The sequence below is a fragment of the Kaistia soli DSM 19436 genome (genome assembly GCF_900129325.1).
GTDB classification, from domain to species: domain Bacteria; phylum Pseudomonadota; class Alphaproteobacteria; order Rhizobiales; family Kaistiaceae; genus Kaistia; species Kaistia soli.
This window is the reverse complement of sequence record NZ_FQUP01000001.1, coordinates 1,490,205-1,512,193: the sequence shown is the minus strand read 5'-3', so window position 1 is coordinate 1,512,193 and position 21,989 is coordinate 1,490,205. Positions and strand designations below refer to the sequence as shown.

Sequence of the window (21,989 nt, the reverse complement as noted above, 5' to 3'; positions counted from 1 at the left end):
GCAGCGCTTCAGGCGGGGATCTCGATGCTGGCCCTGAGGCCGCCCTGCGGCGATGTCGAGAGCGTGACGTCGCCGCCATGGGCACGGGCGATGTCGCGGGCAATGGGCAAACCAAGCCCTGTGCCGCTTTCGTCGAGATTGCGCGCCTCGTCGAGCCGGTAGAACGGCCGGAACACCATCTCGAACTGATCTTCGGGGATACCGGGACCGTCATCATCAACCGTGACCGTCAGCCAGCCCTCGACATGCGTTGCGGTCACGACGATCGTGTTGCCGTGCCGGCAGGCATTGGCGACGAGATTGCCGATGCAGCGCTTGAACTCGTTCGGCCGGAGGCTGACGATCGGGTCGCCCTCGAAGCGCGCCTCGACGAGATGGCCGACGCGGCGCGAGCCTTCGATGACATCGGCGATGAGCGCCGCGACATCGGTCTTGACGGTCGGTTCGTCGACGTCGCCACGCGCGAAGGCGAGATAGCCCTCGAGCATGCGCTGCATGTCGTCGACGTCGCGGCGCATGGCGCGAACATCGTCGTTTTCCCGCAGCAGCGCGAGTTGCAAGCGGAAGCGGGTCAGCACGGTTCTGAGATCATGGCTGACGCCAGCCAGCATCGTCGTGCGCTGCTCCATCTGGCGGTTGATGCGATCAGCCATCTCGATGAAGGTCGCGCTTGCGCGGCGAACCTCACGTGCGCCGCGCGGCTTGAAATCCTCGATCGCTCGACCCTTGCCGAAACCTTCGGCCGCGTCGGCGAGTTCCTGAATGGGACGGATCTGGTTGCGCAGGAAGGCGATGGCGATGACCAGCAGCACAAGACTGGTGCCGACCATCCAGAAGATGAAGATCTCGGAATTTGACGCATAGGTCTGGCTGCGGCGCGCGAGAACCCGCAGCACCTTGTCGCCGAGCTGGATGCGCACCTCGACGAGGTTCGACTTGCCGACGGTGTCGATCCAGAACGGCTTGCCGATCTGTTGGCTGATTTCATCTGAAAGCGCACTGTCGAGCAGCGAGAAGAACGGCTTCGGCGCAGCCGGCGGCAGCGGTTCACCCGGCACGACCGAGATGATGAGGCCGAGCCGGTCCTGCGCAATGCGGATGATCTGTTCGTAGGTGGGATCGGACGGATAGGTTTCGATGAGATCGACGATCGCCGAAATGTCGCGCACCGTGGCCGCCGAAAGACGGCGCGTCACGGTCTGCCAGTGTCGCTCCATGAAGACGAAAGCGACCACCGACTGCAGGATGACGATCGGCGCGATGATGATGATGAGCGCGCGCGCATAGAGCCCTTTCGGCATCGCTGCGCCTAGGCGGCGACCGAGAAAGCGATAGGGCGCCAGCAAGACTGAGAAAACGGGATCCGCCCTGCGCAGCAGGCGGCGCGCGGCGTTCACGGCCGGTGCGCGGCCGAGACGGCGGATGGCGGTGACGACCGGCCAGTCGAACCAGCTCCCGGTTCGGCCGGCACGGTGAAAGGGGTGAAGCGGCTGTTCCGTCACGCGGCCTCCGGCGCCGTGGCTCGCTCCCGCCGTCGAGCAGCCATCGTCCTCACGCCTCGGTCACGAGACGATAGCCGATGCCGCGCACGGTCTGCAGATAGAGCGGATTGGCGGGGTCGACCTCGATCTTGCGGCGCAAGCGATTGATCTGCACGTCGATGGTGCGTTCGCCGGCCGGTTCATCTTCTGAGAGAAGCGAGAGGCGCGGCACGGTCTCGTTCGGCGTCGCGGCGAACACGGCCATAATCTGCCGCTCGCGGTCGGTCAGGCGGATCACCTCCTGCCCCCGGCGCAATTCCCGGCGGCCGATGTGAAAGCTGAACGGCCCGAAACGGAGCTGTTCGATCAGCGGCTCCGTCGGCGGCGTGCCGCGCTTCAAGATCGCGTTGATCCTCAGAACCAGTTCGCGCGGCTCGAACGGCTTGCCAAGATAGTCGTCAGCGCCGCCTTCGAAGCCCCGGATGCGATGGTCGATTTCCGTGCGCGCCGTCAGCATCAGGATCGGCACCTGCATCGTCTCGCGCAGGCTCTTCAGGAGATCGAGCCCGTTCTCGCCGGGCATCATGACATCGAGAATCAACAGGTCGAAGGCGAGCGAGCCGAGCCGCGTGCGCGCTTCCTCGGCATTGGCCGCAACATCGACCCGAAAGCCATTGTCGCTGAGATAGCGCGAGAGCAGCGAACGGATGCGCTGGTCGTCGTCGATCACAAGAAGATGCGGCGCATCGTCCGGCAGGATCGCCGCTTCCGTTCCGGCGAGTTGGGTCATGGCAATGGCTCCAGCGCCGCCAAAGCTAGCGGCTGATCAGGCGGGATACCTTATCCCGTTCGTCGGCGTCGATCATCAGACGCAGGAAACGTTCGGCCCCGGCCCTGCCGGCAGGATCGAGCGCTGCCAATGCGGCGCCGATGCGGCGCGCCTGCGGCTCCGTCAGCCGGGCCGACAGCGCCCTGCCCTTCTCGGTCGGGTAGAGCAGCCTCTGGCGCCGATCGACCGGCCCCGGCACCTGTTCGATGAAGCCGGTGTCGATCAGTTCCTTCAGCACGCGGCCGAGGCTCTGCTTGGTGATCTTGAGAATATCGAGCAGATCGGCGACGCGCATGCCGGGATGACGATCAACGAAATGCAACACGCGATGATGCGCCCGGCCAAAATCATAGCGCAGCAGGACGGCATCGGGGTCCGACACGAAATCGCGATAGGCATAGAACAGCAATTCGATCAGCACGATCTCCGGCTTGTCGGCAATCGTAACCGGAGCGGTCACCGGCCCCGTGCCGCCCTCCGCTCCCATTGTCTCCTCCGCTGCCCCTTCCGGTTGAGCCGCGATATTTACGTCAGCCATATTGACATATTTCGGTTCGATTGTTACGAGAATGCCCGCCGCGGCGAAATCTTCGAACGCGCCAGCCGTCCCGCCTCACGCAAAGTTGCCGTGACAGCGCTTCGACCGGCACATTACCGATAGTTTCCGCGCTGCGCAAAATCCCGCCGCCCTCGCGCGGCCCCTCAGCCGCAGGGCCTTGCGGCCAGATCAAAGGCCGGACTGGCGCACTCAGGCGCCGGCCGACCGCCAAGCGGGCCGCCGATGGCCCGAACCGGGAGCAACGACAATGAGCGCGCCTGCCTTCGACCAGAAAGACGGATGGATCTGGTTCAACGGCTCCTTCGTCCCGTGGAAGGACGCCAAGGTCCATGTCCTCACGCACGGCCTGCACTATGCAAGCTCGGTGTTCGAGGGCGAGCGCGCTTATGGCGGCACCATCTTCAAGCTGCGCGAGCACACCGAGCGTCTGTTCCGCTCGGCGGAAATTCTCGATTTCCAGATCCCCTACACGCTTGAGGAGATCGATGAGGCCTGCAACGCGACGCTCGCGAAGAACGGCTTGACCGACGGCTATCTGCGTCCGATCGCCTGGCGCGGCAGCGAGATGATGGGCGTCTCGGCCCAGCACAATAAGATCAACGTCGCGATCGCCGCCTGGGAATGGCCGTCCTATTTCAGCCCCGCCGAGCGGCTGAAGGGCATTCGCCTCGCCTTCGCGAAATATCGCCGCCCCGATCCGCAGACCGCGCCTTCGCTCGCCAAGGCAGCCGGCCTCTACATGATCTGCACGATCTCCAAGCATGACGCCGAGCGGCAGGGCTATGCCGATGCGCTGATGCTCGACTGGGAGGGCAATGTCGCCGAGGCCACTGGCGCCAACATCTTCTTCGTCAAGGACGGCGTGATCCACACCCCGCTCGCCGACCGCTTCCTGAACGGCATCACGCGCCAGACGGTTATCGAACTGGCCAAGGCGCGCGGCATTGAGGTGATCGAGCGTCGGATTTCGCCGGAAGAACTGCCGACCTTCAGCGAATGCTGGCTGTGCGGCACGGCCGCCGAAGTGACGCCGGTTTCGGAAATCGGCCCCTATCGCTTCACGCCCGGCAAGATGAGCGAAATGCTGATGGCCGACTACACCGCCGCGGTGACCCCGCCGGCGACGAAGCTGGCAGCCAACGCCTGAGACGCGTCGACACAATGGGTCATGGCCGGTGGTTCCGGCCGTGACGCCTCCCATCCCCGATCAGGCCGCCGCGATTTCGTGCGGCGCCCGGTCGCCGATGAAGCCGCCGGACTGGCGGGCCCATAGCTGGGCATAGAGACCCTGGCTCGCCAGCAATTCCTGGTGCGTACCGGTCTCGACGATCCGTCCCTCATCCATGACGACGAGACGATCCATCGCTGCGATCGTCGACAGCCGATGGGCGATCGCGATCACCGTCTTGCCCGCCATCAGGCCTTCGAGCTGCTCCTGGATCACGGCTTCGATCTCCGAATCGAGCGCCGAAGTCGCCTCGTCGAGGACGAGGACCGGCGCGTCCTTCAGGAGGACGCGCGCAATCGCGATGCGCTGGCGCTGGCCGCCCGAGAGCTTGACGCCGCGCTCGCCGACATGCGCGTCATAGCCCTTGCGGCCGCGCGGATCGGCAAGGCCGGCAATGAAGCCGGCCGCCGACGCGCGCTCGGCGGCGATCCTGACCTCTGTTTCGTCGGCATCGGGCCGTCCATAGCGGATATTGTCCCGGATCGAGCGATTGAGCAGCGCCGTATCCTGCGTGACGACGCCGATCGCCGAGCGCAGCGAGGTCTGCGTCACCGTCGTGATGTCCTGGCCGTCGATGCGAATCGCGCCCTGCTCGAGGTCGTAAAGGCGCAGCAGCAGGCTGATGAGGGTCGTCTTGCCGGCGCCGGAACGGCCGACGATGCCGATGCGCTCGCCGGGTTGCACGACGAGGTCGACACCGCGCAGCACCGGCGTCGTGCCGCCATAGGCGAAGCTGACATGATCGAACACGATCTCGCCGCGCCGCACGACGAGATCAGGCGCGTCGGGCTGATCGATCAGCCCATGCGGGCGCGCAATCGTGCGCATGCCATCCTCGACCGTGCCGACATTGTCGAAAAGCCCGGTAAGGGTCATCATGACCCGGCCCGAGATGACGCTGAGCCGCATGACAAGGCCGAGAGCGACGGCCGTCTCGCCCGGGCTGATCGCCCCCCGCGTCCAGAGCCAGACCGCAGCCGCGCCAGTTGCGCCGACCAGAAGCGCATTCGAAATCTGCAAAAGGATCGACAAGGTCGTGAGCAGGCGATTCTGGTCGAGCATGCGGCCGGTCTGCTCGGCGATCGCGCCGCGCGCGGTCTCCTCCTCGCGCCCGTCGCGCGCGAACAGCTTCACCGTCTGGATGTTGCCATAGATGTCGGCGAGCTTACCGGTGAGCAGCGAGCGCGCCTCGGAGGCCGCCGCCGCCCGGCGCCGCACGCGCGGCACGAAGGTCGCGGCCAGCACGGCGAGCACGACTACCCAGACGGCGAGCGGCCCGGCCATCAGCGGATCGGCGCTGGCGAAGATGAAGAACGTGCTGGTGACGAAGACCGCGACGACCCAGAGCGCATCGATCACCTGCGTGACGCTCTGCGTCATCGCCGAGCCGGTCTGCACGATCTTCGTGACGATGCGGCCGGAAAAGTCGTTCTGGAAGAAGGTGTAGGACTGGCCGAGGACGTGCAGATGGTTGAGCCAGCGGATGCGGGCGGTCAGCGCCGGCGGCAGCGTCTGGTTCGAGATGATCGACTGGATCGCATTGACGAGCGGCCGCAGCACCAGAACGACAAGCGCCATCAGCGCCAGCTGATGGCCGTGCTCAGCGAGGAACGTTGCCGGCGTGCCGCGCGTCATCATGTCGACGAGCTGGCCGACATAGGAGTAGATCGCCACCTCGGCGAGAGACGCGCCAAGCCCGGCGAGAAGCAGCGCCAGCACATAGGGCCAGACGGGCTGCAGGAAATAGCGATAGAACGCAATCAGCCCGGTCGGCGGACTGCTCGACTCGGTAGAAAAAGGATCGATCAGTCGTTCGAAATAGCGAAGCATCATTGACCTTTGCGCGCCGCTTCCGGCATCCCTTCAACGCAAGCAGAGCGCGTTTCCGTCCCCATGCCCCGCATCGTTCTCTACCAGCCCGACATCCCGCACAACACCGGCGCCATTCTGCGCTTCGCGGCCTGTCTCGGCCTTGGCGTCGATCTGATCGAGCCGGCGGGCTTCGACTTGTCCGATCGCGGCATGAAACGGGCCGGCATGGACTATCTGGAGCGCGCGGCCCTTTCCCGCCACCTTTCCTTTGCAGCTTTTGAAGAATTCCGTCTCGCGGCGGGCAGCCGCCTTGTCCTTCTGACGACGAAGGCGGAGCGGTCCTATCTCGATTTCCGATACAGGCCGGACGACTTCCTGATGTTCGGCCGCGAAAGCGCCGGCGTGCCTGACGATGTTCATGCGCTCGCCGATCACCGCCTCAGGATCCACATGCAGCCGGGACTTCGCTCGCTCAACCTTGCCATGACCGTCGCGATGGTTGCCGGCGAGGCATTGCGCCAGACCGGCGGGCCGGCCGCGGATGACACAAACGACAAGGATGCCGGCCATGACCGCGCCTGAAGACATGACTCTTCCCGAAGGCCTCGACGAGAAGAAGCAACGCGCCAGCGCTTGGTTTGCGACCCTCCAGGCGCGGATCATTGCAGCGTTCGAAGCTCTGGAACACGAGGCCTCACCCGCGCTCTATGCCGGAACGCCGGGCCGCTTCGTCAAGACGCCCTGGAAGCGCACGGACCACACCGGCGCCGACGGCGGCGGCGGCACCATGGCGCTGATGAAGGGCCGGCTGTTCGAAAAGATCGGCGTCCACGTTTCGGCCGTGCATGGCAGCTTCGCGCCCGAATTCGCCAAGGACATTCCAGGCGCGAGCGAGGATCCGCGTTTCTGGGCCGGCGGCATCTCGCTGATCGCCCATACGGCCAACCCAAATGTGCCGACCGTTCATATGAATACCCGGATGGTCGTGACGACGCGCCAATGGTTTGGCGGCGGCGCCGACCTGACGCCGGTGCTGGATCGCCGCCGCACGCAGGATGACGCCGATACGGTTGCCTTCCATACGGCGATGCAGGGAGCCTGCGAACGGCATGCTGTCGCGGACTACGGCCGCTACAAGGACTGGTGCGACACCTATTTCTTCCTGAGGCATCGCAATGAGCCGCGCGGCATCGGCGGTATTTTCTACGACGGGCTGAATTCCGGCGACTGGGAAGCCGATTTCGCTTTTACGCAGGATGTGGGCAGCAGCTTCCTTTCGATCTACGACCAGCTCGTCCGCGCGAATTTCGACACACCGTGGACCGAAGCCGACCGCGAAGAGCAACTCGTCCGTCGCGGCCGCTATGTCGAATTCAACCTGCTTTACGATCGCGGCACGATCTTCGGGCTCCGGACCGGCGGCAACGTCGATTCGATCCTGTCCTCCATGCCGCCGGTGGTGAAATGGCCGTGATCATCGCAGTGGGACGAGGCACATCTCCATGACGAAAGCCGTACTCGGCATCATCGGGGGCTCCGGCCTCTACGATCTCCCCGGTCTTGAGGATGCGGAATGGCGGTCCGTTAAAAGCCCTTGGGGCACGCCGTCCGATCAGCTCCGCTTCGGCCGCATCGGCACGACGCCGATCGTCTTCCTGCCGCGCCATGGCCGCGGCCATCGCCTTTCTCCGTCAGGTATCGACTACCGCGCCAATATCGATGCGCTGAAGCGCGCAGGCGTCACCGACCTCGTCTCAGTCTCGGCCGTAGGATCGCTGAAGCAGGAGCTCTACCCCGGCGATTTCGTGCTGGTCGACCAATTCATCGACAAGACCCACGCACGCGCATCGAGCTTCTTCGAGAATGGGTGCGTCGCCCATGTCTCGATGGCCCATCCGGTTGCGCCGCTGCTCGTCGAAGTCATCCGCCACGCCGCCGAAGCTGAGGAGATCGGCCATCACGTCGGCGGCACTTATGTTGCGATGGAAGGACCGCAATTCTCATCCGCCGCCGAATCGCATCTCCATCGCAGCTGGGGCGCCGACGTCATCGGTATGACCAACATGCCGGAAGCGAAACTCGCCCGCGAGGCCGAGATCGCCTATGCGACCGTCGCGATGGTGACCGACTACGACTGCTGGCATCCGGGCCATGCGGCCGTCACGGTCGACCAGGTCATCGCGGTCCTGCGCGACAATGCCGACAAGGCCCAGCGCCTCGTATCGCGGCTCGCGCGCGACTTCCCGGCCGACCATCCGCCCTGCCCGATCGGCTCGGATAGGGCGCTCGACCATGCGATCTTGACTGCGCCATCCGCACGCGATCCCGCGCTGCTGGCAAAGCTCGATGCGGTTGCCGGTCGCGTTCTCGGCGGTTGACGACGGATTGAGCAGCGCGCGACTGGACGCCGCGCAAAAGCTGGGGCAAGCCTTAGCGCCAACATGCGCGGCTTCACCCGCGCAATCCCGATTGCCGAAAGGGCCGCGAAAGCCGACATGACCTCCGAACCCTTCGATTACGCCGCCGCTATCAGGACGATTCCGGACTATCCGGCCAAAGGCGTGATGTTCCGCGACATCACCACGCTGCTCGGCAATCCGCGCGCCTTCCGCCGCACCATCGACGAGCTCGTCCAACCCTGGGCCGGGGCCAAGATCGACAAGGTCGCCGGTATCGAGGCTCGTGGCTTCATCATCGGCGGCGCAGTGGCGCACCAGCTCTCGGCCGGCTTCGTGCCGATCCGCAAGAAGGGCAAGCTGCCCTTCGAGACGATCGGCATGGACTACGCGCTCGAATATGGCCAGGACCGGATCGAGATTCACGTCGATGCCGTCGAGAAGGGTGAACGCGTCATCCTCGTCGACGACCTGATTGCGACGGGCGGCACGGCCGAGGCGGCGATCAAGCTGCTGCACGAGACGGGCGTCAAGGTCGAGGCCGCTTGCTTCATCGTCGACCTGCCGGCGCTTGGCGGCGCCGACAAGTTGCGCGCGCTCGGCGTCGCGGTGCGCACACTCGTCGCCTTCGACGGCCACTGACCGGATTGACGCCATGACGGATTTCACGCTGCATATCGGCACGCGCATCTGGTCGAGCTGGTCGCTGCGCCCCTTCATGGCGCTTGCCGCGACGGGCGCCGATTTCGACGCGGTGGTAACCCCGCTCCGCAGTCCCGCGACCAAGGCGGCGATCACGCGCTTCAGCCCGTCTGGCCTCGTGCCGGTGCTCGTCGACCACCGCCCGGAAGAACCGGTGACGGTGTGGGATTCGCTCGCCATCTGCGAATATCTCGCCGAGAGCTTTCCCGATCTCTGGCCCCGCGATGCGGCAGCGCGGGCCATCGCACGCGCCGTTTCGGCCGAGATGCATGCCGGCTTCCGATCGATGCGCATGGCGATGCCGATGGATCTCTTTGCCGCGCGTCCCGGCGAGGGACTGGACGCCGAGGGTGTCGAGACCGATATTCAGCGCATCGATGCAATCTTCGCTGATTGCAGGTCGCGATTCGGCGCTGGCGGGCCCTATCTTTTTGGGCGCTTCTGCATCGCCGATGCGATGTTCGCGCCGGTCGCGAGTCGTTTTCGAACCTATGGGCCGACGCTTTCGGACGCTTCCGAGGCTTATGTCGCGACGCTGCTCGCCGATCCGGGCTTCAAGGCGTGGGAAGAGGCGGCGCTGAAGGAAATGTGACGGCGGCACAGTGCCTTGCCGCCTTGACCATGGTGTCCCTTAGCTTCAGGCTTGCGAGGGGGTACCATGCTGATCCTGCCGGGATGACGGTATGAATTCCTTCTTCGATGTCTTCAAATGGGATCGTTTCGTCGCGCCGTCTGCGATGGAACTGCTCTTCTGGCTTGTCTCAGCCATCGCGGTGCTGTTCGGCGTATGGGGTCTTGTGTCCGGCCTTGCCATGGTCGGCGAGAATGCGCTGCCGGGCCTCATTCTCATTGCGATTTCGATCATCGGCACGCTGGTTGGCATCATAGCCGCGCGCGTCGCTTGCGAAGCGATCGTCATCCTCTTTCGCGTCAACGAAAACCTGATGGACATTGCCGAGCGCAGCCTTGCGCCGCAGATTCCTGCGATGTCTGAGAATGACACGGCCCGGCTGGATCGCCGCGTTGCGGAAGCACGCGAGCGCGCCGCCGCCCGCGCAGAGGCCGCGCCGGAACGGCCCGCGATCGACCACCGACCCGTCGAACTGCAGCCGACCGAGACTGAGAGCGAGGCCCGTGACCCGTTCGCGCCCGACCAGGGCCGCGTCGAGCCGAAGGCCTGGGATGTCCGCCCGACGCAGCCCCGGGCAAACGAGGCGAAGCCGCCAGAGCCGAAGCCTGTGGTTGAGATCGAGGCCGTCGAGCCGCCCGTGCGAATGCGCGAGACAGCCGCTGAAAGCCGCGCAGCCGAGCGTCGCTCGCCGCCAATTATCACCGTTCCTGATCGCAGCGAGCCGAAGACGCCGCCGCGCGAGATACCGGGACGTCCGGCCGGCCGGACAGAGCCGCCGATCGAGCACGCGCTAAAGCGCCTCTCCGAGCCTTCGAGCAGCGAAGCGATGCGGGCGAGTCTCGCCGAGGGACTGGAGAGCCAACTCTCCGAACGGCGCACGCGTCCCTCGGACGTCGCGCCTCTACCCGCCGAGCCGCGCCGACCAGCCGTCGCTATGCCCGTCGATACGGGCGACGTCACGGCGCTTCCCGCCTTCATTGCTACGCGTGAGTCCGACCAGTCGGAGACGGATGATGCGCCGATCGCGCTCTCGTCGGGACTGCCAAAGGAAAAGGCCCGCCGTCGCAACGGCCATGCGACCGAGGTGAACGGCGCGGTCACGGACGCCGCTCCGGTCGTGGTTCCGCCGGAAAAGGCCGCTGTTGCGGATCATGCGGGCCCGATCTTGCGGGCCCCTGCCGCCAAGGCGTCGGAGAGCGAGCGCGAAAAGCCGCAAGGCCAGCCGCCGCAGAAGACCGCAGCAGCCAAGAATCGCGGCAACACGCGCCATCCGGCCAAAGGCGGGCAGACACCGCTGAAGCGCCGCCGGCCGCGACCCGATCAGGACCGCGGCTGAGGGCGGCAGCGCCTCTCAGGTGTTGAAGCGGAAGAGCAGCACGTCGCCATCGGCGACGACATACTCCTTACCTTCGTCCCGGGCCCGGCCGGCTTCCTTGGCGCCTGCCTCGCCACCGAGACGCACATAGTCCTCATAGGCGATGGTCTGGGCGCGGATGAAGCCGCGTTCGAAATCCGTATGGATCACGGCGGCAGCCTGCGGTGCCCGCGTGCCGGCGGTGATCGTCCAGGCGCGCGCTTCCTTCGGACCGACCGTGAAATAGGTGATGAGCCCGAGAAGCGCATAGCCGGCGCGGATCAGGCGGTCGAGACCCGGCTCTTCCAGTCCGAGCGTCTCCAGGAAGTCCTTCTGCTCGGCGGGATCGAGCTGCGCGATCTCCGACTCGATCGCTGCCGAGATCACCACGCAGCCCGCGCCCTGGGCCTTGGCCATCGCCTCGACCTTCTGCGAATAGGCGTTGCCAGTGGCGGCCGAAGCCTCCTCGACATTGCAGACATAGAGCACGGGCTTCGACGTCAGCAGGTTCAGCGCGTCGAAAGCGGCGCGATCCTCGGCCGAGACCTTGAGCTGGCGGGCTGGCAAGCCTTCGCGCAGAAGCGCGAGCGCGCCTTCCATCAGTTCGACCTGCTGCTTGGCGTCCTTGTCGGCGCCAGCCCGCTTCTTCAGCGGCACGACGCGGCGCTCGAGGCTGTCGAGATCGGCGAGCATGAGTTCGGTCTCGACGGTCTCGGCATCCGCCACCGGATCAATCCGGTTCTCGACATGCGTGATGTCGCCATCCTCGAAGCAGCGCAGCACATGCGCGATCGCGTCGACCTCGCGGATATTGGCCAGGAACTGATTGCCGAGTCCCTCGCCCTTCGACGCGCCGCGCACGAGGCCGGCGATATCGACGAAGGTCAGCCGCGTCGGCACGATCTGCTGCGACTTGCCGATGCGGCAAAGCTCGTCAAGGCGCGGGTCAGGCACCGCCACCTCGCCGGTATTCGGCTCGATCGTGCAGAACGGATAGTTCGCCGCCTGCGCTGCCGCCGTTTTGGTCAGCGCGTTGAAGAGTGTCGACTTGCCGACATTCGGCAGGCCGACGATCCCGCATTTGAAGCCCATGATGCTCTTTCAGTTCACGAAGACGGACCGGCAGAGAACCGCGCGCCGATGAGCGCCGCGCCTGCCAAAGCGATGTTCTGCTGCTCCATAGCGCCCAGCGGCCCTGATCGGCAACCCGCCATTCGCCGTTACGCCTTTCAGGACGTCGCCGCATGGCCGCCGGCGGCCGCTCGGCTAACGGATCGTACTAGTCGCCCTTGCCGAACAGCTTCTTCAACCCCGCGGCCAGCGGATTGTCCGCAACTGGCGCCCTGGTGGGCTCAGCGGCTGCAGTGGCCGGAGCAGCCGGCTTTGCCGCGGGCTTTTCCGGCTCGGCGGCGCGGTGCAGGCGGTTGGCGAAGGTGTTGTCCTTGCCATCGGCGAGCAGGCCGGCATTCTCGGCGATCGCATCCAGGAGCGGATTGACCCAGGCGCCATCCGGACGCGCGAAATCGTGCAGCACATAGCCATGCACGAGCTCCTTGGCGCCGGGATGGCCGATGCCGAGGCGCAGGCGCCGATAGTCGTCGCCAAGATGGGCCGTGATGGATCTGAGGCCGTTATGGCCGCCATGTCCGCCGCCCTGCTTCATCCGGATCTTGCCGGGCGGCAGGTCAAGTTCGTCATGCATCACGATGATGTCGGCGTTGGGGATCTTGAGAAAACGCGCCGCCTCGGCGACGGCCCGGCCACTCTCGTTCATATAGGTCTGCGGTTTCATCAGCAGCGCCTTGCGGCCCTGCAGAACGCCTTCCGCGACCTCGGCCTGGAAGCGCGAGCGCCAGGGCGAGAAGCCATGGCGGCGGTGTATCGCATCCGCCGCCATGAAGCCGATATTGTGCCGGTTCAGAGCATACTGGCCACCGGGATTTCCGAGGCCGACGATGAGGAGCATGACGCTCTCCCCGCTATGAACCGGGATTGCGTCTTAGGCCTTGGCGGCCGCAGCCGCCGCGTCCTCGGCCTGCTCTTCGGTCGTCAGCGCGGCCGGCGGAGCGATGGTCGCAAGCGTCGCATCTTCGGAGGAAGTCGGCTTGACGCCTTCCGGCAGAGCGATCGACGAGAGGTGCACCGAGTCGCCGATATTGAGGCCGGTCAGATCGACGACAATGTGGTCCGGAATAGCATCGGCCGGGCAATTCACGTCGATTTCATGCGAGACAATGTTGAGCACGCCGCCCGCCTTGAGGCCGGGGGACTTGTCCTCGTTGATCACCTGAACAGGGATCTGGACGTGGATCGTGCTGCCTTCGGTGATGCGCAGGAAGTCGACATGGATCGGCTGGTCGGAGACCGGGTCCAGCGCGAAGTCGCGCGGAATGACGCGAATCTTGTTGCCGTCGACATTGATCGTGGCAACGGTCGTGAGGAAGCCGCCAGCGTGCAGCTTCAGGAACACGTCCTTGTGCGACAGTTCGATCGCGAGGGGGGTCTGCTTGTCACCATAGATGACAGCCGGGATCTTGCCTTCGCGACGCGACGCCCGGGCGGCCCCCTTGCCCACGCGGTTGCGCACGGAGGCCGTGAGCTCGTAGGAAGTGCTCATCGGAATTCTCCTTTGAAAAACGAAAAACGGCCGCGGTGCCTCCAGGGGTGTCGGCGCAGCCGCGGTGCTTATAGACGAGGGATGCCTTGAGAACAAGGCGAAGCGCCGCAAGCGTCAGCTGATCGGCTTCAATTCACCGACGATCCGGTCGCGACCATCCTCCAGCGCCTTGATCGCGCCGGCCGAAATCTCGTCGTTGGACAACCAGCGTCGCCCGCCGGCCGTCGCCACGCTGCCGAGCCGCACCGTCACGATGCCTTCGGTACCGGGCAGCGCCGGCCGCCCATCCATGCTGCCGAGCATGAGAATGATGCGCGCCGATCCGAGCAAACCCATGAGCGGCGAGAGATGCTGGTCCATCTTGTGAAGCCACAGCAGCGCCCGGCTGACCGGCGGCATCGCGGCGAGGCGGGTCTCGATGGCCGCGAGAAAATCCGGCTGCGTCCAGTCTGCGTCGAGCGCGACCATGCGTTCGCTATCGCCGGTGAAGCGGCGTGCATGCCGCGAGACGACCAGTGTCTGCGCCTCACGGGCGGCGAGCCAATGCGTTGCGGCGGCGAGCATGCCGGTGCCACCGATCGAAAGACCGGTGCCATTTGACGGTATCGGCGCGGCGCGATCACTCATCGCCGCGTCCGATCAGCTGAAGAGGCTCGAGACCGACTTCTCGCTGGCCGTGCGGTTGATGGCTTCGCCGATCAGCGTCGAAATCGAGGTGACGCGGATATTGGCCGCGCTCTGGACTGCCTCGGTCGGCTGGATCGAATCGGTGATCACCAGTTCCTTCAGCATCGAGCCGGCGATCCGGGCCACCGCGCCGCCAGAGAGCACGCCATGCGTGATATAGGCAACGACCGACTTCGCACCCTTGGCGACCAGCGCTTCCGCCGCATTGCAGAGCGTGCCACCCGAATCGACGATGTCGTCGAACAGGATGCAGTCCCGCCCCTCGACATTGCCGATGATGTTCATCACTTCGGATTCGCCGGGGCGCTCGCGGCGCTTGTCGACGATGGCGAGCGGCGCGTCGATGCGCTTGGCGAGCGCACGGGCACGCACCACGCCGCCGACATCCGGCGAAACCACCATGACGTTCTGGAGCTCATAGTGCTCCTTGATGTCGCGGGTGATGACCGGCACCGAAAAGAGATTGTCGGTTGGAATGTCGAAGAAGCCCTGGATCTGGCCGGCATGCAGATCAAGCGTCAGCACGCGGTCGGCACCAGCATGGGTGATGAGATTGGCCACCAGCTTGGCCGAGATCGGCGTGCGCGGGCCTGCTTTGCGATCCTGCCGTGCATAGCCGAAATAGGGCAGCACGGCCGTAATGCGGCGCGCGGAAGAGCGACGCAACGCATCGATGATGATCAGCAGCTCCATGAGATGGTCGTTGGCCGGAAAACTCGTCGACTGGATGACGAACACATCCTCGCCGCGCACGTTCTCCTGGATCTCAACAAAGATCTCTTGGTCGGCAAAGCGCCGCACGAGGCATTTGGCCAAGGGGATTTCGAGATAGGTGGCGATCGCCTCGGCGAGCACCCTGTTGGAGTTTCCGGCAACCAGTTTCAAGGTTTCGGGTCCCCGTTCGTCCTTGGTGCAGATGGGCTTAACGATCCGGTTTGGGATCGTTCTATGGCGCGGCGGCGTTGTAGCAACTCGGCCACCGCACTGCAAACGTGATTCCGCCGGCTTCGGATCGGCCTCAGCCCGAACCCGCCGGCAATATGATCGGCGCGGCCGCAGGTGCCGTCTCGGGCGGCAGCGTCGTCGATGGGATCGCGTCGATCGAGGGAGCAACTGTCACGGGTACGGCAACTGGTGCGGCAACGGGAGCCGCCGCCGCAGTCGGCCCTGCCCTGCCCCAATCGACCAGCGCGTTGATGGTCTGGCGCGCCACATCGGCCGTGGTCGCCGCATCGACGCCTGACCAGGGATCGCGCGTCGCGCCGGGTGCCATCGACTGGCCCGAGATGCGGTGGACCCGCCGCCCGCTGCGATCGAAAACGTCCCAGACAAACACGAGGATCGTGCCTGACGCGTCGCCGACTGCCGAGAGGTAGCCCTTGATGATGTAGGTGGCCTCGGGGTCGTTCGACGGAACGAGGTTCACCTGCTGGGTGAAGGCCTCCTTGCCGAGTTGCGCCGAAATATTGGTGAGGATCGTCGCTGGCGCGCCGGTGACCGGTGCAAACGCGATCTTCGCCTGAGACAGGGGCACGGCGGGCGGTGCCACGGCCGTCGGCGTGATCGCCGTCGCCATGGACTGGGCTGCGCCGGTGACACCGTCACCGCCACCGCAGGCCGAAAGGGCCATAGCCGCCGTCATGGCGACAAAGGCCCGAACCGGCCAATTTCCCTTCTCAATCATAGTGATCGTCCCGCCGGCACAAGTCCGGAGCCCCTTGGGCCCTGTCTAACGGCAAAACCGGGGTGGGTCCAGAACGCCGCTCCTGCAACGTTCAATCGCGGTCAAATCCATGCATCACGTTTCATCATCGTCGAGTGCGATCGCGTGAAGGAGGCGGCCGTAGTCGGCCTCGCCCTGATGCGTCATGCGGCGATAGGAATAGAAGCGCGCCGGATCGGCATAGGTGCAGAGCGCGAGGTCATGAAAACGACCGACACCCGCCGCCCTTGCCCGCGCGCCGATATAGGCCGGCAGGTCGAAATAATGATGTTCCGCCTTCTCCGATGGCGCGAAGAAGCGATCATTGGCGGTATCGGCGGCGAGGAAGCGCGCGATGAATTCGGGGCCGACCTCGTAAGCGGATGCCGAAATGGTCGGGCCAAGCACGACGGTGATTCGCTCTCGATCGCCGCCGAGCGCCTCCATCGCGCCAAGCGTCGCCTCGATGACGCCGGTGAAGGCGCCGCGCCAGCCGGCATGGGCGGCACCGATCACTCGCGCCGCCGGATCTGCGAAGAGCAGTGGCCCACAGTCGGCCGTACCGATTCCGACGGCGATACCTGGCCGGCCCGTGACGACGGCGTCCGCCTTCGGGCCGGCTCCGGTCTCCCACACCGCGTCCACTGTCGCGACATCAGGACTGTGCACCTGGAACGGGGTCGCCAGCTTGTCGGCGTCGACGCCGAGGTCGCGCGCCACACGGGCACGGTTCTCAAGCACGAGGTCGCGTGCGTCTTCCGAGCCGACGCCGCAGTTGAGGCTGGCATAGATGCCGTCGGAAACGCCGCCCTGCCTTGTATAGAAGCCATGGCGGATGCCCGGCAGGTCGAGCGCATCGGCGGTGATCTTCATCGGCTCCGTCTCCCTTCTTCAGAACGGCGGCACGAGGCCATCTCGCGCGACGACCAGGACCTTGAACAGCGTTCCCATCGCTTCCGGCCCGGCGAGACGCTCAGCAGCAACGCGGATCGCCTCCTGTGCCGCGGCGTCTTTTCCGGCACCAAGGCGCCCTGCCCGCTCGACAAGGCCGAGGCGGAGCAGGAAATCGCCCTGCATCATGAGCGGGAACACCGAAGCGCCAGCCGCCCGCGCCGAAGCGGCCAAAGCGGCGAAATCGACATGCGCCGTCAGGTCTGCTGCGCCAGGCTCATCGAGTGGTGCGACGAAAGCATGGCGGCGCATCGCCTGCAGGGTATCGCCGAAACCGCCGTCATGTCCGTAGTCGATGGCAAGCACCGCACCGCCCATCGCGGTGATCCGCGCTGCCAATGTCGTCATCACGGCGGTGGCCGGACCGGCAATTTCGACGACGGCGCCCTCGGGTGGATGGCTCGGCAAGCCTTCGATGGCCGCGCCGGGCCGCAGCCCGAAGGCCAGCTTTTCGTCGACGACACCAACCATGCGCTCGGCATAGCCGTCGCCGATCCGCACGAACTGGCGGATTGGGAGGGCGTCGAAGAATTCATTGGCGATGACGATCGCCGGACCGTCGGGAAGGTCCTCGGCGCGGGCCGCGAATGTGACGTCATGGCCGGCCAGCCGCGTGCGCTGCATCTCCCTGAGATGTGGACTGGTCTCGACCAGCACGATCCGCGCTGCGACCAAGAAATCGGGAGCAAGACGCGCGGCACGCAGCGCATCGGCCATCAGCGTGCCGCGGCCGGGTCCGAATTCGCCGAGAACAAAGGACGCCGGCCGCCCCATGCGCCGCCAGGTCTCCACGGCCCACAACCCAATGAGTTCGCCGAACATCTGGCTGATTTCGGGCGCGGTCACGAAATCGCCGGCGGCGCCGAACGGATCGCGGCGCATGTAGTAGCCATGCTCGGGATCGCCGAGGCAGGTTGCCATATAGTCGGCAATGGTGATCGGCCCGGTCGCCAGGATCCGCGCGATGAGCCGCTGCTCCAGCGTCACGAAGGGCTCAGGCCCGCTTGGCGTCGCGGCGGCGGACATAGACGAGCAATCCGATGCCGGCGAGCACCATCGGCAGCGACAGCAGCATGCCCATGGTCAGACCGCCTGAGAAATAGCCGATCTGGATATCCGGCTCGCGGAAGAACTCGGAGACGATACGCGCCAGGCCATAGCCGATGGCGAAGACCGCAGCGACATAGCCGGGCTGCTTGAGGCGCAACTGCCTGTGCGTCAGGAGGCGCAGCACCACGAACAGCACGACGCCCTCGAGCGCCGCCTCATAGAGCTGGCTCGGATGGCGCGGCTGCCCGTCGGCATTTGGAAACACCATCGCCCATGGCATATCGCTCGGCCGCCCCCAGAGCTCACCGTTGATGAAATTGGCGAGGCGGCCGAGGCAGAGCCCGACGGTGACGCTTGGCGCGATGACATCGATCAGCGAGAGAAACGGAATGGCTCGTCGCCGCGCAAACAGCACCATCGCGACCACGGTCCCGAGGAAACCGCCATGGAACGACATGCCGCCATGCCAAACTTCGAAGATGGTCAGCGGCGCCGCGAGGAAGGCATCGAGATTGTAGAACAGCACATAGCCGAGCCGGCCACCGACGATGATGCCGACCGTTGCCCACATGACGAAATCATCGAGATCGACGGGACGGATCGGCGCACCCGACGCGCCCCAGAGGCGCGGCTCCGACACAAGGCGCTTCGCGTACCACCATCCAAACAGGATGCCGACGATATAGGCGAGCGCGTACCAGCGGATGGCGAACGGCCCGATCTCGATCAGCACCGGATCGATGGCGGGAAATGTCAGGGCGGTGAGCATCGGCATCCTTGGCAGTGCGGGCGCGGCATTGGTGCGCCGATCCGCGCTGATCGGTCAAGAGGCGGCACCGAGTACCCTTCCCCGCGACGTTGCCGGCCCTTGTGAGCCGATCGCCGCCTGCCCATAGTAAAGGGCATAGAAACGCTGCCGGAGAGTTTGCCATGGACCAGGGCTCGAACCGACTGTTCGACGAATTCGCCAAGCTGATGACAGACGCAGCCGGCGTCGCGCAGGGCGTCAAGCGCGAAGCGGAAACGGTGGTCCGCCATCAGGCCGAGCGCTTCTTCTCCGAGATGGATTTCGTGAAGCGCGAGGAATTCGACGTCGTCCGCGAGATGGCGCAGAAGGCGCGCACCGAGAACGAGGCGCTGGCCGCCCGCATCGCGGAACTCGAGGCCAAGCTGGCGCTGCATACCGCCGGCCATGTCGTCGCGACACCGCCGACTCCCGAGCAGACCTGAGCCTCGCCGTCACGCCTCTCCGTCGAACAGACGGACGACATCGATTTCGGCCGGACGACCGGTCTCCAGCAGCGTCTTGAGGCTGGAAAGCACGGCGGGCCACACCTGGCGCGCGGCTACGATGCGCCGTTCCGGCACCGGCGCGGCATGCTCTTCCCGAAGCTCAAGCCGGCACATTCCGCCGAACTCCGCAATCTCGACTGCGATCACGGACGATATCATAGCCGGCCCGGCCCGCTCCGGAGACAGCCGATATCTGACGAGCCGCGGCGGATCGATTTCGATGATCTGGCCGCGCGCCTCGACCCCGCCATCAGGCATGCGATAGCAGAGGGCCGAACCGGCTCTCCATTCGCTCTCGATCCTGCGGCCGAAGAACCAGATGGGCGTTGTAGCCGCATCCGTCAGGGCCGCCCAGATTCGCTCCCGCGCCGCCGCGATGTAGATCACATAGTCGATTTCGGCATCGCCGCGATCGCTTGTCATAGGCGCGTCATTCCCCGTGCTGCGCGCGACTGTCGCCAAAGAGCAACAGCACAACCAATTCACCTGCGACATCTTGCACGGCGGCAAGGACGGGCGGAAACTCCGCCGCGTCAAGGAATGCGCGACATCAGCGCGCAGCGAGCACGAACCAGGAGGGCTGGATGGATAATGTCTTTTCTAACATCCGGTCCGCGATGTGTTCGAGCCAAGGCTTTAGCCTGACCCTCTGACCAAGATGACCATGTCTCCCGGCCGCCTGGCGTCCCTTTAGGGCCCCTGCCGGCGGGTGTGTGTCTTCCCCTCGCCAGGACCGGTTCGAGCCGGCGCATGTCGCGCCGCGTCGAAGCATCTCTCCTTGTCGTTTCCTTCGGCCGATTCCGCCTGGTTCCCTGGCCGCGCCTTTTCCGGACGCCATCATGTTCCGCAGATTTGAAACACTCATCGATCCGTTTCGCCCGCATGACGAATCCATGCCGCCGCCGACGCTGCTCGCCTTTTATTGGCGCTATTGCCGGCAGGTGTGGCCGTTCCTGCTCACCCTGATGGCGATCGGTCTCGTGGTCTCACTGATCGAGATCGCGATGCTGCGCTATATCGGCTCGATCGTCGATCTATTGAAGGCGACCTCGCCGCAGCAGGTGCTGGCCGACTACGGCACGACATTCATATGGATGGCCATCGTCATCCTTGTCGCCCGCCCGCTGGCCCAGATCACCCATGACCTCTTGAACCAGCAGGCGATCGCGCCGTCCTTCACCAATCTGATCCGCTGGCAGACGCACCACTATGTGATGCGGCAGTCCGTGACCTTCTTTGCCAACGATTTCGCGGGCCGCATCGCCTCGAAGATTGTCCAGACAGGTCCGGCGCTGCGCGAATCGGTGACGCAGGTGATCGATGCGCTCTGGTTCGTGACGATCTTCGCGGGCTCTGCGCTGGTCATCTTCTGGGACGTCGACTGGCGGCTCGCCATGCCGCTGGCGCTGTGGATCATCGCTTACGTCGCGACGCTCGCTCTGTTCGTGCCGCGCATCCGCGACCGCGCGACAATCATGTCGGAGATGCGGTCGATCGTGACCGGGCGCATCGTGGACAGCTACACCAATGTCCAGACGGTGAAGCTGTTCGCCCATCCCGATCGCGAGGACGACTATGCCCGCGAGGCGCTGGTCGATCACACGACGCATTTCCGCAGCGAAACGCGCCTGATTACGGCGATGAACGCCACGGTTTCCTGCCTCAACGGTTTGCTGGTCGTCGGCACGGGTGCGCTCGCGATCTGGCTCTGGTCGTGGGACGGCATCACGCTCGGCGCCATCGCGGTCGCCTCGGGTCTTGCCATCCGCATCACCAACATGTCCGGCTGGATCATGTGGGTCTCGATCGCGATCTTCGAACAGATGGGAACAGTGCAGGAAGGCCTCGAGACGATCTCGCGGCCCTATGCGCTGCTCGACAAGCCCGGAGCGCCGGATCTTGCCGTCGAGAAGGGCGAGATCCGCTTCGAGAACGTCCACTTCCACTATGGCAAGACGGGCGGGATCATCGAAGACCTGTCGATGACGATCGCGCCGGGCGAGAAGGTGGGCCTTGTCGGTCGGTCCGGCGCGGGAAAGTCGACGCTCGTCAACCTGCTGCTGCGCTTCTACGACGTCGAGAGCGGCGCGATCCGCATCGACGGCGCGGATGTCGGCGCGGTGACGCAGGACAGCCTGCGCCGCCGGATCGGCCTCGTGACGCAGGACACCTCGCTGCTGCATCGCTCAGTTCGCGACAACATCCGCTATGGGCAGCCGGATGCGACGGAGGCTGCGATCATCGAGGCGGCGCGGCAGGCGCATGCGCTCGACTTCATCGCTGGGCTCTCCGACCCGCATGGCCGGACCGGGCTCGACGCGCATGTCGGCGAACGCGGTGTCAAGCTGTCGGGCGGCCAGCGTCAGCGTATCGCGATCGCCCGCGTCCTGCTCAAGGATGCGCCGATCCTGATCCTCGACGAGGCGACGTCGGCGCTCGATTCCGAGGTCGAAGCGGCCATCCAGGAGAGCTTCTTCCGCCTGATGGCCGGCAAGACGGTGATCGCGATCGCCCACCGCCTGTCGACCATCGCCGCAATGGATCGGCTGATCGTGCTCGACAAGGGGGCGATCGTCGAGACCGGCAGCCACGACGAGTTGCTCCGCAGGGGTGGGCTCTATGCCAGTCTCTGGCATCGCCAGTCGGGCGGCTTCCTCGACGCCGCTTGAACCAGATGGCTCGCCGCCTCGCGCGGCG

The 21,989-nt window shown here is 65.4% G+C and carries 23 protein-coding genes; 9 read left to right on the top strand and 14 right to left on the bottom strand.

Annotated elements, in window-relative coordinates:
- Positions 1 to 8 precede the first annotated feature (8 nt).
- From BUB39_RS07400 to BUB39_RS07390, 3 genes are all read right to left on the bottom strand, one after another.
- A complete protein-coding gene (locus tag BUB39_RS07400; RefSeq protein ID WP_425292898.1) occupies positions 9 to 1,346 on the bottom strand; it encodes an ATP-binding protein in 1,338 nt (445 codons plus the stop codon).
- A 205-nt stretch (positions 1,347 to 1,551) separates the two neighbouring features.
- Complete coding sequence (locus BUB39_RS07395; RefSeq protein ID WP_073052283.1) at positions 1,552 to 2,271, bottom strand: response regulator; 720 nt, start codon at positions 2,269 to 2,271, stop codon at positions 1,552 to 1,554.
- Between the two features lie 25 nt (positions 2,272 to 2,296).
- Positions 2,297 to 2,848, bottom strand: a complete 552-nt coding sequence (locus BUB39_RS07390) for a MarR family winged helix-turn-helix transcriptional regulator (protein ID WP_084526968.1) — start codon at positions 2,846 to 2,848, stop codon at positions 2,297 to 2,299.
- Between the two features lie 268 nt (positions 2,849 to 3,116).
- Between BUB39_RS07390 and BUB39_RS07385 the strand changes: the two genes are divergently transcribed.
- Complete coding sequence (locus tag BUB39_RS07385) at positions 3,117 to 4,016, top strand: branched-chain amino acid aminotransferase (protein WP_073052281.1); 900 nt, start codon at positions 3,117 to 3,119, stop codon at positions 4,014 to 4,016.
- A 60-nt stretch (positions 4,017 to 4,076) separates the two neighbouring features.
- Here BUB39_RS07385 and BUB39_RS07380 read toward each other — a convergent pair whose 3' ends face one another.
- Entirely contained in the window at positions 4,077 to 5,930 is a 1,854-nt protein-coding gene (locus BUB39_RS07380; protein ID WP_073052280.1) for an ABC transporter ATP-binding protein, read from the bottom strand.
- A 60-nt stretch (positions 5,931 to 5,990) separates the two neighbouring features.
- On the opposite strand from BUB39_RS07380, the gene BUB39_RS07375 reads away from it, so the two are divergent.
- The 6 genes from BUB39_RS07375 (at position 5,991) to BUB39_RS07350 (ending at position 10,974) form a co-directional block, all read left to right on the top strand.
- Entirely contained in the window at positions 5,991 to 6,491 is a 501-nt protein-coding gene (locus BUB39_RS07375) for a tRNA (cytidine(34)-2'-O)-methyltransferase (RefSeq protein ID WP_073052279.1), read from the top strand.
- Positions 6,478 to 7,383: an oxygen-dependent coproporphyrinogen oxidase gene (gene hemF / locus BUB39_RS07370; protein ID WP_425292891.1), complete on the top strand. Its 906-nt coding sequence runs from the start codon at positions 6,478 to 6,480 to the stop codon at positions 7,381 to 7,383. The genes BUB39_RS07375 and hemF overlap by 14 nt, the downstream gene beginning before the upstream one ends.
- 28 nt (positions 7,384 to 7,411) lie before the next feature.
- Positions 7,412 to 8,287, top strand: coding sequence for an S-methyl-5'-thioadenosine phosphorylase (locus BUB39_RS07365; protein WP_073052278.1), 876 nt, complete (start codon positions 7,412 to 7,414; stop codon positions 8,285 to 8,287).
- A gap of 117 nt (positions 8,288 to 8,404) precedes the next feature.
- Positions 8,405 to 8,947, top strand: coding sequence for an adenine phosphoribosyltransferase (locus tag BUB39_RS07360; protein ID WP_073052856.1), 543 nt, complete (start codon positions 8,405 to 8,407; stop codon positions 8,945 to 8,947).
- A 13-nt stretch (positions 8,948 to 8,960) separates the two neighbouring features.
- Positions 8,961 to 9,599 carry a glutathione S-transferase family protein gene (locus BUB39_RS07355; RefSeq protein WP_073052277.1) on the top strand — a complete coding sequence of 213 codons (639 nt, stop codon included), beginning with the start codon at positions 8,961 to 8,963 and terminating at the stop codon, positions 9,597 to 9,599.
- A 91-nt stretch (positions 9,600 to 9,690) separates the two neighbouring features.
- Positions 9,691 to 10,974, top strand: a complete 1,284-nt coding sequence (locus BUB39_RS07350) for a DUF4282 domain-containing protein (RefSeq protein ID WP_073052276.1) — start codon at positions 9,691 to 9,693, stop codon at positions 10,972 to 10,974.
- A 15-nt stretch (positions 10,975 to 10,989) separates the two neighbouring features.
- On the opposite strand, the gene ychF is transcribed toward BUB39_RS07350, so the two are convergent.
- From ychF to lgt, 9 genes are all read right to left on the bottom strand, one after another.
- A complete protein-coding gene (ychF, locus tag BUB39_RS07345; protein WP_073052275.1) occupies positions 10,990 to 12,084 on the bottom strand; it encodes a redox-regulated ATPase YchF in 1,095 nt (364 codons plus the stop codon).
- Positions 12,085 to 12,271: 187 nt separating this feature from the next.
- Positions 12,272 to 12,958 carry an aminoacyl-tRNA hydrolase gene (gene pth / locus BUB39_RS07340; protein ID WP_073052274.1) on the bottom strand — a complete coding sequence of 229 codons (687 nt, stop codon included), beginning with the start codon at positions 12,956 to 12,958 and terminating at the stop codon, positions 12,272 to 12,274.
- Between the two features lie 33 nt (positions 12,959 to 12,991).
- Positions 12,992 to 13,609, bottom strand: coding sequence for a 50S ribosomal protein L25/general stress protein Ctc (locus BUB39_RS07335; protein ID WP_073052273.1), 618 nt, complete (start codon positions 13,607 to 13,609; stop codon positions 12,992 to 12,994).
- 114 nt (positions 13,610 to 13,723) lie between these two features.
- Positions 13,724 to 14,236: a Rossmann-fold NAD(P)-binding domain-containing protein gene (locus BUB39_RS07330; RefSeq protein WP_073052272.1), complete on the bottom strand. Its 513-nt coding sequence runs from the start codon at positions 14,234 to 14,236 to the stop codon at positions 13,724 to 13,726.
- Positions 14,237 to 14,248: 12 nt separating this feature from the next.
- Positions 14,249 to 15,181 (bottom strand): ribose-phosphate pyrophosphokinase, encoded by a 933-nt coding sequence (locus tag BUB39_RS07325; RefSeq protein ID WP_073052271.1) that lies wholly within the window; start codon positions 15,179 to 15,181, stop codon positions 14,249 to 14,251.
- Positions 15,182 to 15,314: 133 nt separating this feature from the next.
- The gene (locus BUB39_RS07320; RefSeq protein WP_073052270.1) at positions 15,315 to 15,980 is read right to left on the bottom strand and encodes a hypothetical protein; all 666 of its coding nucleotides are present in this window, start codon (positions 15,978 to 15,980) and stop codon (positions 15,315 to 15,317) included.
- Between the two features lie 114 nt (positions 15,981 to 16,094).
- Entirely contained in the window at positions 16,095 to 16,871 is a 777-nt protein-coding gene (gene pgeF / locus BUB39_RS07315; RefSeq protein ID WP_073052269.1) for a peptidoglycan editing factor PgeF, read from the bottom strand.
- An 18-nt stretch (positions 16,872 to 16,889) separates the two neighbouring features.
- Positions 16,890 to 17,975, bottom strand: a complete 1,086-nt coding sequence (locus BUB39_RS07310) for a class I SAM-dependent methyltransferase (protein ID WP_073052268.1) — start codon at positions 17,973 to 17,975, stop codon at positions 16,890 to 16,892.
- The gene (gene lgt / locus BUB39_RS07305; protein ID WP_084526966.1) at positions 17,944 to 18,768 is read right to left on the bottom strand and encodes a prolipoprotein diacylglyceryl transferase; all 825 of its coding nucleotides are present in this window, start codon (positions 18,766 to 18,768) and stop codon (positions 17,944 to 17,946) included. Before lgt ends, BUB39_RS07310 begins: the two co-directional genes overlap by 32 nt.
- Before the next feature lie 161 nt (positions 18,769 to 18,929).
- On the opposite strand from lgt, the gene BUB39_RS07300 reads away from it, so the two are divergent.
- Complete coding sequence (locus BUB39_RS07300) at positions 18,930 to 19,229, top strand: accessory factor UbiK family protein (protein ID WP_073052266.1); 300 nt, start codon at positions 18,930 to 18,932, stop codon at positions 19,227 to 19,229.
- Positions 19,230 to 19,238: 9 nt separating this feature from the next.
- Here BUB39_RS07300 and BUB39_RS07295 read toward each other — a convergent pair whose 3' ends face one another.
- Positions 19,239 to 19,715: an SRPBCC domain-containing protein gene (locus BUB39_RS07295; protein ID WP_073052265.1), complete on the bottom strand. Its 477-nt coding sequence runs from the start codon at positions 19,713 to 19,715 to the stop codon at positions 19,239 to 19,241.
- 416 nt (positions 19,716 to 20,131) lie between these two features.
- Between BUB39_RS07295 and BUB39_RS07290 the strand changes: the two genes are divergently transcribed.
- Positions 20,132 to 21,961 (top strand): ABC transporter ATP-binding protein, encoded by a 1,830-nt coding sequence (locus BUB39_RS07290; RefSeq protein ID WP_139251375.1) that lies wholly within the window; start codon positions 20,132 to 20,134, stop codon positions 21,959 to 21,961.
- The last annotated feature ends 28 nt before the right edge of the window (positions 21,962 to 21,989 follow it).

Excerpts from the sequence above, each read along its gene's own strand:
- BUB39_RS07395 (WP_073052283.1), bottom strand. The coding sequence starts at position 2,271 with ATGACCCAACTCGCCGGAACGGAAGCGGCGATCCTGCCGGACGATGCG.
- BUB39_RS07390 (WP_084526968.1), bottom strand. The coding sequence starts at position 2,848 with ATGGCTGACGTAAATATCGCGGCTCAACCGGAAGGGGCAGCGGAGGAG.
- BUB39_RS07385 (WP_073052281.1), top strand. The coding sequence starts at position 3,117 with ATGAGCGCGCCTGCCTTCGACCAGAAAGACGGATGGATCTGGTTCAAC.
- BUB39_RS07380 (WP_073052280.1), bottom strand. The coding sequence starts at position 5,930 with ATGATGCTTCGCTATTTCGAACGACTGATCGATCCTTTTTCTACCGAG.
- BUB39_RS07375 (WP_073052279.1), top strand. The coding sequence starts at position 5,991 with ATGCCCCGCATCGTTCTCTACCAGCCCGACATCCCGCACAACACCGGC.
- hemF (WP_425292891.1), top strand. The coding sequence starts at position 6,478 with ATGACCGCGCCTGAAGACATGACTCTTCCCGAAGGCCTCGACGAGAAG.
- BUB39_RS07365 (WP_073052278.1), top strand. The coding sequence starts at position 7,412 with ATGACGAAAGCCGTACTCGGCATCATCGGGGGCTCCGGCCTCTACGAT.
- BUB39_RS07360 (WP_073052856.1), top strand. The coding sequence starts at position 8,405 with ATGACCTCCGAACCCTTCGATTACGCCGCCGCTATCAGGACGATTCCG.
- BUB39_RS07355 (WP_073052277.1), top strand. The coding sequence starts at position 8,961 with ATGACGGATTTCACGCTGCATATCGGCACGCGCATCTGGTCGAGCTGG.
- BUB39_RS07350 (WP_073052276.1), top strand. The coding sequence starts at position 9,691 with ATGAATTCCTTCTTCGATGTCTTCAAATGGGATCGTTTCGTCGCGCCG.
- ychF (WP_073052275.1), bottom strand. The coding sequence starts at position 12,084 with ATGGGCTTCAAATGCGGGATCGTCGGCCTGCCGAATGTCGGCAAGTCG.
- pth (WP_073052274.1), bottom strand. The coding sequence starts at position 12,958 with ATGCTCCTCATCGTCGGCCTCGGAAATCCCGGTGGCCAGTATGCTCTG.
- BUB39_RS07335 (WP_073052273.1), bottom strand. The coding sequence starts at position 13,609 with ATGAGCACTTCCTACGAGCTCACGGCCTCCGTGCGCAACCGCGTGGGC.
- BUB39_RS07330 (WP_073052272.1), bottom strand. The coding sequence starts at position 14,236 with ATGAGTGATCGCGCCGCGCCGATACCGTCAAATGGCACCGGTCTTTCG.
- BUB39_RS07320 (WP_073052270.1), bottom strand. The coding sequence starts at position 15,980 with ATGATTGAGAAGGGAAATTGGCCGGTTCGGGCCTTTGTCGCCATGACG.
- pgeF (WP_073052269.1), bottom strand. The coding sequence starts at position 16,871 with ATGAAGATCACCGCCGATGCGCTCGACCTGCCGGGCATCCGCCATGGC.
- BUB39_RS07310 (WP_073052268.1), bottom strand. The coding sequence starts at position 17,975 with ATGTCCGCCGCCGCGACGCCAAGCGGGCCTGAGCCCTTCGTGACGCTG.
- lgt (WP_084526966.1), bottom strand. The coding sequence starts at position 18,768 with ATGCTCACCGCCCTGACATTTCCCGCCATCGATCCGGTGCTGATCGAG.
- BUB39_RS07300 (WP_073052266.1), top strand. The coding sequence starts at position 18,930 with ATGGACCAGGGCTCGAACCGACTGTTCGACGAATTCGCCAAGCTGATG.
- BUB39_RS07295 (WP_073052265.1), bottom strand. The coding sequence starts at position 19,715 with ATGACAAGCGATCGCGGCGATGCCGAAATCGACTATGTGATCTACATC.
- BUB39_RS07290 (WP_139251375.1), top strand. The coding sequence starts at position 20,132 with ATGTTCCGCAGATTTGAAACACTCATCGATCCGTTTCGCCCGCATGAC.